The organism is Glycocaulis sp. (assembly GCF_052168375.1).
Lineage (GTDB): Bacteria > Pseudomonadota > Alphaproteobacteria > Caulobacterales > Maricaulaceae > Glycocaulis.
The window spans coordinates 1-9,532 of sequence record NZ_JBQLZR010000311.1 but is presented as its reverse complement, the minus strand read 5'-3'; the positions used below and the strand labels follow the sequence as shown (position 1 = coordinate 9,532).

General features: G+C 64.0%; 8 protein-coding genes and 2 pseudogenes. 5 read left to right on the top strand and 5 right to left on the bottom strand.

What is annotated here, in order from left to right; translation table 11 throughout:
- Positions 1 to 800 (bottom strand): annotated as a pseudogene (locus tag ACTS2Z_RS12915) (hypothetical protein); the annotation flags it as partial.
- A 69-nt stretch (positions 801 to 869) separates the two neighbouring features.
- The gene (locus ACTS2Z_RS12910) at positions 870 to 1,049 is read right to left on the bottom strand and encodes a hypothetical protein (protein WP_442573620.1); all 180 of its coding nucleotides are present in this window, start codon (positions 1,047 to 1,049) and stop codon (positions 870 to 872) included.
- 235 nt (positions 1,050 to 1,284) lie between these two features.
- Here ACTS2Z_RS12910 and ACTS2Z_RS12905 point away from each other — a divergent pair, with 235 nt between their 5' ends.
- A complete protein-coding gene (locus tag ACTS2Z_RS12905; RefSeq protein ID WP_442573619.1) occupies positions 1,285 to 2,496 on the top strand; it encodes a pyridoxal phosphate-dependent aminotransferase in 1,212 nt (403 codons plus the stop codon).
- Positions 2,497 to 2,622: 126 nt separating this feature from the next.
- Positions 2,623 to 3,090, top strand: a complete 468-nt coding sequence (locus tag ACTS2Z_RS12900; RefSeq protein WP_442573618.1) for a Dps family protein — start codon at positions 2,623 to 2,625, stop codon at positions 3,088 to 3,090.
- A 147-nt stretch (positions 3,091 to 3,237) separates the two neighbouring features.
- On the opposite strand, the gene ACTS2Z_RS12895 is transcribed toward ACTS2Z_RS12900, so the two are convergent.
- Together ACTS2Z_RS12895 and ACTS2Z_RS12890 are read right to left on the bottom strand one after the other, a co-directional pair.
- Complete coding sequence (locus ACTS2Z_RS12895; RefSeq protein WP_442573617.1) at positions 3,238 to 4,302, bottom strand: phosphotransferase family protein; 1,065 nt, start codon at positions 4,300 to 4,302, stop codon at positions 3,238 to 3,240.
- Positions 4,299 to 5,600 (bottom strand): amidohydrolase family protein, encoded by a 1,302-nt coding sequence (locus tag ACTS2Z_RS12890; protein ID WP_442573616.1) that lies wholly within the window; start codon positions 5,598 to 5,600, stop codon positions 4,299 to 4,301. The genes ACTS2Z_RS12895 and ACTS2Z_RS12890 overlap by 4 nt, the downstream gene beginning before the upstream one ends.
- Positions 5,601 to 5,836: 236 nt before the next feature.
- On the opposite strand from ACTS2Z_RS12890, the gene hppD reads away from it, so the two are divergent.
- The 3 genes from hppD (at position 5,837) to ACTS2Z_RS12875 (ending at position 9,222) form a co-directional block, all read left to right on the top strand.
- Positions 5,837 to 6,907: a 4-hydroxyphenylpyruvate dioxygenase gene (hppD, locus tag ACTS2Z_RS12885; protein ID WP_442573615.1), complete on the top strand. Its 1,071-nt coding sequence runs from the start codon at positions 5,837 to 5,839 to the stop codon at positions 6,905 to 6,907.
- Between the two features lie 4 nt (positions 6,908 to 6,911).
- Entirely contained in the window at positions 6,912 to 7,412 is a 501-nt protein-coding gene (locus ACTS2Z_RS12880; protein WP_442573614.1) for a MarR family winged helix-turn-helix transcriptional regulator, read from the top strand.
- Between the two features lie 76 nt (positions 7,413 to 7,488).
- A complete protein-coding gene (locus ACTS2Z_RS12875; RefSeq protein WP_442573613.1) occupies positions 7,489 to 9,222 on the top strand; it encodes a cation:proton antiporter domain-containing protein in 1,734 nt (577 codons plus the stop codon).
- Positions 9,223 to 9,231: 9 nt separating this feature from the next.
- Here ACTS2Z_RS12875 and ACTS2Z_RS12870 read toward each other — a convergent pair.
- Positions 9,232 to 9,532 (bottom strand): annotated as a pseudogene (locus ACTS2Z_RS12870) (hypothetical protein); the annotation flags it as partial.

Genomic DNA, 9,532 nt, shown 5'->3' with positions numbered 1-9,532 from the left:
TGTGCGGCATTGGGCCCGTCCCCGCAATCGCCGATCTCGCGATTGGCCTCGCCCGATGACAGGCACAGCACTTCGGCAATAACCGCGCCCACCGGACCTTCCAGCCGATCAATGCGGAAGTTTTCCGGCTCAAAGCCGGTCTGTGCCCGCGCGGCGATCTCGGCAAAGGTCGGCGGGCGGCGCACCACGAAGGCTTCGCTTTCCTCTTCGGGCTGGATGGTATCAACCGGCCGGTCGGGTGCGATGACGCCGGCCGCGCGCGCCGGCGTCCGGCGGCCAGGTGTAGTCTCACCCTCGCGTGCAGGGCTTTCCTGTGCGGGCAGGGTGCCGTCCGGCGAAACGGGGAGCGTCTCTGCCTCGTCTGCCGCTACCTCGTCTGGCGCTGGCTCGGCGGCAGGTTCTTCAGCCTGGTCGTCCTCGGGTTCGGGAGCATCGACAGGTTCCGGCTCGTCCTGCGGTTCGGCGTTGGCTTCGTTGTCCGCGTCAATCCGCTGGCCGCCAGTGTCGCCGCCAGCATCATCGCCATTGCCGCCTTGTGTCTGCGCGCCCTGCACCCGGTCAGCCAGCAGAGGTGCATTCAGCGGCAGATCGCTCTCCGCATTGACGGCGCTGACGGTAAAGAAGCGCACCTCCACACCCCTGCCGGTATCGACGAAGCGATCCAGCGTTTCTGGCGGCAACAGGGCAAGAGCGGAGATTGCGGCGATATGGAGCGCGGCGGCAACGCCATAAGCGCCCAGCCGCAAGCGGCTGAACGGCGGCGGCGATACACGCGAGAAGGCCGGTCCACGAACGCTCACAACATGGAGACATGGCGGCTGGCAGGCCGGCGTTCAAATTAATTCGGCAGCCAGGAAAGGCGCAGGCACTCAGCGTTCCGTAGAAGCCTGTGCGGTGTCGGCGAGGAACAGGCCCTCGGTATCGCTGCCGAGCATGCCGGACGCGTGGGCGAGGGCGAGGCAGGCGCCGAACATCACAACCGCGATGAGAAGCGCGCCCACATTGATCTGACGTCCCGGGCGGTCGTTACAAGCAGAAAAATCAGCCATCGTCCCCTCCTTGCCGTTCAGCGGGATCGCGCCCTTGCTGGACTGATCCGGTGAATGCCAGATGAACAGAATTGTTACGCTTCACGGCCCGATAAGGTTCAAATTCCGGCGAACTCAAGGTCAATTACGGCAAGAAGGTGGCACCGGATCATCGCTGCGCTGCAACACGTATTGCGGTTCACGGTAAACGAACGGTAGGTTCTGACCGCCATCAGCGCCCGTTTCAGGAGAGCCCATGTCCACCCCGTTTCACGTCTCCAGCGCCCTGTCGCGTGTCCAGCCCTCAGCTACGCTTGCTGCAACGCAAAAGGCGCGCGAGCTGAAGGCGCAGGGCATTGACGTGATTTCGCTGGGTGCGGGCGAACCCGATTTCGACACGCCCGATCATATCAAGGAGGCCGCTATTGCGGCCCTGCGGCGCGGCGAGACGAAATACACGGCGGTCGATGGCATCCCGGAGCTGAAAGACGCGATCTGCGCCAAGTTCCGCCGTGACAACGCTCTGGAGTACAAGCCCTCGCAGGTGAACGTCTCGCCCGGCGGCAAGCCGGTCATCTACAACGCCTTCCTGGCAACGCTGAACCCTGGTGACGAGGTGATCATCCCGGCGCCCTACTGGGTCAGCTATCCCGACATGGCGCTACTGTGCGGCGGGGTGCCGGTGTTTGCAGAGGCGCGCGCCGAGGATGGCTACCGGCTGAAGCCCGAAGCCCTTGAGGCCGCGATCACGCCGCGCACGCGCTGGCTGGTGCTGAACTCGCCGTCCAACCCCACGGGCGCCGCCTATTCGGCTGCGGACCTGAAGGCGCTGGCAGACGTGCTGGAGCGCCATCCCCATGTCTGGATCCTTACCGACGACATGTATGAGCATCTCGTCTATGACGGGTTCGAGTTCGCCACCATCGCGGCTGTTGCGCCTTCGCTCTATGACCGCACGCTGACCATGAATGGCGTGTCGAAATCCTATGCCATGACCGGCTGGCGGATTGGCTATGCAGCCGGGCCGGAAGCCCTCATCAAGGCGATGGCCAAGGTGATGTCGCAGACCACCTCCAATCCGTGTTCGATCAGCCAGTGGGCGTCTGTCGCAGCGCTCAATGGCGAGCATGAGTTCCTGAAGCCGCGCAACGAAGCCTTCGTGCGCCGCCGCGATCTGGTCCTGCGCCATATCGAGGCTAGCGAAGGGCTCTCGGCCACGAAGCCGGAAGGGGCCTTCTACGTCTTCCCGCAATGCGAAGGACTCATCGGAAAAACCACTGGCAAGGGCAAGGCGCTGCGCACGGATGGTGATGTCTGCGACGCTCTGCTGGAAGAGGCCCATGTGGCCGTGGTTCCGGGCACGGCCTTTGGCTCTGGTCCGGCCTTCCGGATCTCCTACGCCACCTCCGATTCCATCCTGGAAGAAGCGGGAACGCGCATTGCGGAGTTCTGCGCCTCGGCGCGCTGATATAGAGGATCTCTATAACAGGCAGTTTGCGTTCCAGTTGGATTGGAACAGGGCGTTCCCATATACGTAAGCATGACAGAACAGGGCAGGCAGTGCCGCCGCCCGTTGTGCGAACAGGAGACTGCCATGCAGATCAATATGGGACTGAGCCAGGCGCAGCGTGAGGAAATGGCCGCTGCTGTCACCCGGCTGTTGTCGGACACCTATGCGCTGTATTTCAAGACGCACGCCTATCACTGGAATGTCACAGGTCCGCGCTTCCACGACCTGCACGCCATGTTCGAGACGCAATACACCGAAATGTGGACGGCGACGGACGACATTGCCGAGCGCATCCGCGCGCTGGGGGTGATGGCGCCGATTTCCTACGATGAAATCACCAAATCGGCCTCGATCCGTCCGGACGACAAGACGCCGAAGGCTGATGACATGGTCGCCAATCTGCTCGCCGGTCACGAGACCGTGGTGCGCACTGCCCGCGCCGCGCTGGAACTGGCCAACACCCATGGTGACGAAGCCACCGCCGATGTGGTCGCCCCGCGCGTGACGGCGCACGAGAAGATGGCGTGGATGCTGCGCGCAACGCTGGGCTAAGGGGGCACTGTTTTCCTCCCCCGCTTGCGGGGGAGGTGTCAGCGAAGCTGACGGAGGGGGAGTTTCAAATCGCCCCCCTCGACCCTTCGGGCCACTCCCCCGTAAACGGGGGGAGAAACCGCGCGCAGCCCGGCAGCTGAAAAACCCTCAAGCCTTCTCGGCGATCGTCCAGGCGTATTCCGCCATCGGCTCGACGAGGGCGCCCAGCTCCTTTGCCCGCTCGTTGGAGGCGTTGCCCTGCAGGGCGCGCGCATAGACGCCTTGAGCGATGCCGGCGAGGCGGAAAATGTTGTACGCAATATAGAAATCGAGCTTGGGAATGCCGTCGCGGCCCGTGCGCTTGCAATAGGCGGCGACGTATTCGTCTTCGGTCGGAATTCCCAGTGATTTCAGATCGACGCCGAGGAATCCGGAGCGGATCTCTTTCGGCGTGCGCCATTGCATCAGCTGGTAGGTGAAGTCGGCCAGCGGATCGCCAAGCGTTGACAGTTCCCAGTCGAGCACCGCGATGACGCGGGGCTCTGTGGGGTGGAAGATCATGTTGTCGAGGCGGTAGTCGCCATGCACCACGCTGGTGCGCTCCTGTCCGGGCGCATTGGCGGGCAGCCAGTCGATCAGCCGGTCCATGGCTGCGATGGGCCGGGTCTCTGCTGCCCTGTATTGCTTGGTCCAGCGTCCGATCTGGCGTTCGAAATAGTTTCCGGGCTTGCCGTAGTCGGAGAGCCCGGCCTTCTCGGTGTCGACCGAGTGAAGCTGGGCGAGCGCCGCGTTGGAGGCGTCATAGATAGCCCTGCGCTCTGCCGGCTCCATGCCGGGCAGATAGGCGTCCCAGAAGATGCGCCCTTCCACGAACTCCATCACATAGAAGGCTGTGCCGATCACCTCTGGATCCTCGCACTGGCCGAACATGAGCGGGGCCGGGAAGCCCTGACCGCCCAGCGCCTTCATTACCGTGTATTCGCGCTCCACCGCATGGGCAGAGGGGAGCAGCACGCCAGGCGGCTTGCGCCGCAGCACGTACTGGCGCGAAGGCGTGACGAGCTTGTAGGTCGGGTTGGACTGTCCGCCGCGGAACTGGCTGACCTGCAAGGGGCCGGCATAGCCCTCCACATGGTCCTTCATCCAGGCATCCAGCGCATCCACATTGAATTTCAGCGCGTCGGCAATGTCTTTCGTGCCCGAGAACTGGGCATTCAGGTCGGTCTGGCTCATGGGGCTTTGTGTACCATGCCGGCGGCCATGACAAAGTCCACATCACGCAATTCGGAGACGTTTTCCAGAGGATTGCCGTCAACCGCGATGATGTCGGCGTGGAAGCCCGGCGCGATGCGCCCGATCTCGCCTTCCATCTGCAGGTGGCGCGCAGCGTTCAGGGTTGCGGCAATGATGGCTTCGGTCGGGCTCATTCCGGCCTCGACCATCAGCTCGAACTCGCGGGCATTGTCGCCATGGCGGCTGACGCCGGAATCGGTGCCGAAGGCGATCTGGACACCGCCGCGATGGGCACGGGCGAGCATGTCGACCATTTGCGGACCGACCTGCAGGGCCTTGGCGCGCTGGAAGGGCGTCATCCAGGCGGCGTTGGCTTCCGCCTCGCGGGTCACGAACTCGCCCGCCATGACGGTGGGCACCAGGAAGGCGTTGGAACGGCGGAACAGGCGGATGGATTCCTCATCCAGGAACGTGCCGTGCTCGATCGAATGCCCGCCTGCATTGAGGAAAGCGTTCACGCCTGTCACGCCATGCGCGTGCGCCGTCACGCGCCGTCCCATCATCTCTGCGGCCTGCACGATGGCACGCAATTCATCGTCCATGAACTGGACCTCAAGGCCTGCCGCCGTATTCGACAGCACGCCGCCCGTGGCCGTGATCTTGATCGTGTCGACACCAGCCTGGACGAGCGAGCGCACGGCGCGCGCACAATCAGCCGGACCATTGCAGGCGCCGGGGCTGGAGAAGTTCTCGATGACGCGCTGGTTATAGCCGTTCACATCGCCATGCCCGCCTGTCGGCGTGATGGACGGACCCGCCACGCGCATGCGCGGACCGATCACATCGCCATTGCGGATGGCATTGCGCAGGGCCAGCACCGCCTCCAGATCACCGCCTACGTCCTGAACGGTGGTGAAGCCTGCTTCCAGGGTGCGGCGTGCATGGCGCACGCCGACAAAGGCGCGGTCTGCGCTGGACAGGGTAAAGGCATCAAGCCGGCTATTGGCACCGCGCTCGTTGAGGATATGGACATGGGAGTCGATCAGGCCCGGCAGGACCCAGTGCTCCGACAGATCGATAATCTCGGCGCCTTCGTGGGTGACATAGCCGTCCTCGATGGCTTCGATCCGGCCGTCGCGTACGAGAACCGACGCGCCTTCTCGCACGCGTTCACCCGGTACGGCGACCAGATGGCCCGCATGAATGATGGTCAGTTGCGGCGTGGTCTCTTCAGCTTGCGTGGCCGATGCGGCCACCATCATCCACGCTGCCAGCAGCGCTCCCGTCAAACCCGGCATGTCAGCCTCCCCGTCATGAGATTTTTCGTTGCGGGTATTTCGGCTGGCCGGGATCGATGTGTCAAACAGGTGATAACATAACGGCCCGAGCGCGCCCGGCGCCTCTTGCCGCATCAGATTAGTTGCAAATGATACTAATTTCAGGCACAAGCGCGGCACACAAGCAGGTGGCCCGGAACTGCCGCCCTTTGGCGATGCGCCTGCCTGCCCATCCAAGCTGAAAGAAGGAGCCCGACATGGCTGACCTGTTCGAGAACCCGCTGGGAACCGATGGCTTCGAGTTTGTGGAGTACACCAGCCCGGAACCGGAAAAGCTCGACAAGCTCTTCACCCTTCTCGGCTTCACCGCTGTTGCCCGTCACAAGACGCGCGACATCGTCCGCTACAAGCAGGGCGACATCACCTTCCTGGTGAACCGCGAGACGACCGGCCAGGCCGCCGACTTCCGCGCCGAGCACGGGCCGTCGGCCAATGCGATGGCGTTCCGGGTGCGTGATGCCAAGCAGGCTTACAAGGATGCGCTGGCTCGCGGCGCTGAAGCCTATGGCACGCCGCTCTGGGGTGACGAACAGAACCTGCCGGCCATCAAGGGCATTGGCGGTTCGGTCCTCTATCTCGTCGACCAGTATGGCGAAAAGACCATCTATGATGACAGCTTCGAGCCGATCCCCGGCGCGAAGGATGAGGGCGGAGCGGGCCTCGAAACCCTCGACCACCTGACCCACAACGTCTTCATGGGCCGGATGAACCATTGGGCCGGTTTCTATGAGACCGTCTTCAACTTCCGCGAAATCCGCTATTTCGACATCAAGGGCGCCCATACGGGCCTGCTCTCGCGCGCCATGACCGGTCCGTGCGGCAAGCTGCGCATCCCGCTCAACGAATCCTCCGACGACAAGTCGCAGATCGCCGAGTACCTGCGCGACTATAATGGCGAGGGCATCCAGCACATCGCCCTGACGACGTCGGACATCTACTCCACGGTCGAAAAGCTGCGCGCGGCGGGCGTCGAGTTCCAGTCCACCCCGGCGACCTATTACGAGCTCGTTGACGAACGCGTGCCGGGCCATGGCGAGGACCTGGAACGTCTGAAGAAGAACTCGATCCTCGTCGATGGTGATCCGGAAAAGGGCAATGGCCTGCTCCTGCAGATCTTCACCACGACCAATATCGGCCCGATCTTCTTCGAGATCATCCAGCGCAAGGGCAATGACGGCTTCGGCGAGGGCAATTTCAAGGCGCTCTTTGAATCGATCGAGCTCGACCAGATCCGCCGCGGCGTGCTCAAGCCGACGGCTGCCGAGTAATCCGGTGACCGGTCAGGCCGCACCGGTGAAGGGCGCTCCCGCCGGGGGCGCCCTCCTACTGTCTGACTATCTGCCCTATCGTCTTTCGGTAGCCTCCAACAAGGCGTCCGGGCTGATTGCGCGGGCCTATCAGGCCCGTTTCGGCCTGACCATCTGGGAGTGGCGGGTCATCGCGGTTCTGGGCAATGGCGATACGCTGACCGCGCAGGCCATCTGCGAGGCGACCGCCATGGACAAGGTCACGGTCAGCCGGGCCTTGCGCGCGCTGACCGATCGCGCGCTTGTCCGCCGCCGCACCAGCGCGTCCGACAAGCGGGCTTCGCTTGTCTCGCTCACCGCTGAAGGCAAGGCCATCTATGACGAGATCGCGCCTCTGGCGCTGACCTGGGAGCGCTCGCTTCTGGAGGGCTTCAGCGAAGCAGAAAAGGCCCAGCTTGGCCTGTTGCTTGACCGTCTGGCAGCGCGCGCTGACGCCCTTGCCAGTGGCGGCGCCGAATTGCCCTGATTTTCGGCCTGCGCAAAAGCCAAGCCGCGCTATCATGTCTCTTGCGAGTCTGCTTGGCGGGTAGGGGGCAACAGGCGTGGAAGCCGAAATCAATGAAATCTGGCTGAAAGACATTCTGGTCTTTCTGGTCGCTGCCGGGGTGATCGTGCCGCTGTTCAAGGCGGCGCGCCTTGGCGCAGTGCTCGGCTTCCTCATTGCAGGCGTTGTGCTCGGCCCGTCCGGGCTCGGCCGGTTTTCCGGCGATGTGCCGCTTCTCTCCTTCGTGACTGTCACTGATGCCCATGCGGTCGAGCCCTTTGCAGAGCTGGGCGTCCTCTTCCTTCTCTTCCTTTTGGGGCTGGAATTGTCCTTCCGGCGCCTGTGGGCCTTGCGCGTTACCGTGTTCGGCACGGGCGGGCTGCAATCGGGCCTCTCGGCGGCGGCGATTGGCGCAGCGGCCTTCTTCCTCGGCTATGCCGCGCCTTCGGCGATCATTGTCGGGCTTGCCTTTGCGCTCTCTTCCACTGCCATTGTCATGCAGGTCCTGTCAGAGGACCGGCGCGTGGCCACGCCTGTAGGGCGCACGGCGCTGGGTGTCCTGCTGATGCAGGACATACTGGTCGCGCCCATCCTGATCCTCGCCGGATTTCTCGCGCGCTCGGACGATGGAGGCCTTCTCGGCGCGCTGGGGCAGGCAACCTGGCAAGGCGGGGCGGCCATCCTCATCATCTTTGTCGTTGGCCGATATCTGCTGCGCCCGGCCTTTCGTCTTGCGGCCCGGTTTGGCGGACGCGACACGCTGATGGCACTGACCCTGGTCGCAGTTGTGGGCGCAGCGGTCCTCACCGACACGGGCGGGCTGTCACTGGCGCTGGGGGCCTTCCTTGCGGGCCTTCTGGTCGGCGAGACCGAGTTCAAGCATCAGGCCGAGGTCGATCTTGACCCGTTCAAGGGATTGCTGCTCGGCCTCTTTTTCGTGACCGTTGGCATGGGGCTCGACCTTGTGCAGGTGTGGCAGTCCCTCCCGATCATTCTGGCCGGGCTGTGTGCCCTGCTGGTGGTGAAGTTCGTCATCGTGCTGGCGGTTTGCCGTCTGACGGGTGTGAAGCTGCCGGTGGCGCTGGAGGCAGCCTTCCTGCTGGCACCGGCAGGCGAGTTCGCCTTTGTGATCCTTGCCGCTGCGACCAGTTCGGGCGTCGTCTCAAGCGAGGCAATGGGCATTCTCGGGCCCATTGCAGGCCTTTCCATGCTGCTGACCCCGCTCTTTGCGCGCATCGGGCGGTGGGCGGCTGCCCGGCTTGACACCGAGGCGCCCGAAACCTCCGATCTGCCGCAGGACATCGAGCTTGCCGGTCACGTCATCCTTGCAGGATTTGGCCGGGTTGGCCGCTCGGTAGCCCGGGTGATGGAGGAGGAGGGGGCAACGCTTGTCGCGCTGGAAAAGGACGGCAAAAGGGCCAGAGACCTGCGCAAGGAGGGCTGGCCAGTCTATTACGGTGATGCTGCGCGGGCCGAAATGCTCGAACGGGTCGGCATCGACGATGCCGCGCTCTTCATCGTGACGGTCGATAATCCCGAGGCAGCCTGCGAGATCGTGCGCACGGTGCGCACCTTGCGCTCCAGCCTGCCGGTCATCGTGCGTGCGCGTGATCCCGATCATGCCCGGCTGCTGGCTGCTGCCGGCGCAACCCATATGACGCTGGATGCCATCGAGGCAGCCTTGCAGATGGCCGCGCGCGCTCTGGAGGAATGGGGCCTGCCGCCAGATTCCATCCGCAGCCTTGTCGATAGCGAACGTGACGAGGAATACGCCCGTGCCGAACGCCAGTGAGGGGACGTGCTAGCCCGTATAGGCGATCAGCTGGCGGGCATCATAGACAGCCGGATCATCGCCCAGCGGGGCCTGGCGCGCGAAGACTTCAAGGCTGACGATGGTGCGGCCTTCCTGCCCGGGGCTGAGGCTGACGCCGATGCCAACGCCGGAGGCGCGAAACCCGCCTGAGCCCATGGAAGTGCCGGCCGATCCGCCGACGCTGACCGGGCCGCGCCCGCGCGTGGTATCGATGCTGCGCGAGACGATCTCGAACCCGGCATAGCCATTTTCCAGAACCAGCTCTGCCGCACGGCGCATGGCAAGGCGT

What these genes read in the sequence shown, in the direction of transcription:
- ACTS2Z_RS12895 (WP_442573617.1), bottom strand. Translation starts at nt 4,302, where the DNA reads ATGAGCCAGACCGACCTGAATGCCCAGTTCTCGGGCACGAAAGACATT.
- ACTS2Z_RS12910 (WP_442573620.1), bottom strand. Translation starts at nt 1,049, where the DNA reads ATGGCTGATTTTTCTGCTTGTAACGACCGCCCGGGACGTCAGATCAAT.
- ACTS2Z_RS12900 (WP_442573618.1), top strand. Translation starts at nt 2,623, where the DNA reads ATGCAGATCAATATGGGACTGAGCCAGGCGCAGCGTGAGGAAATGGCC.
- ACTS2Z_RS12905 (WP_442573619.1), top strand. Translation starts at nt 1,285, where the DNA reads ATGTCCACCCCGTTTCACGTCTCCAGCGCCCTGTCGCGTGTCCAGCCC.
- hppD (WP_442573615.1), top strand. Translation starts at nt 5,837, where the DNA reads ATGGCTGACCTGTTCGAGAACCCGCTGGGAACCGATGGCTTCGAGTTT.
- ACTS2Z_RS12890 (WP_442573616.1), bottom strand. Translation starts at nt 5,600, where the DNA reads ATGCCGGGTTTGACGGGAGCGCTGCTGGCAGCGTGGATGATGGTGGCC.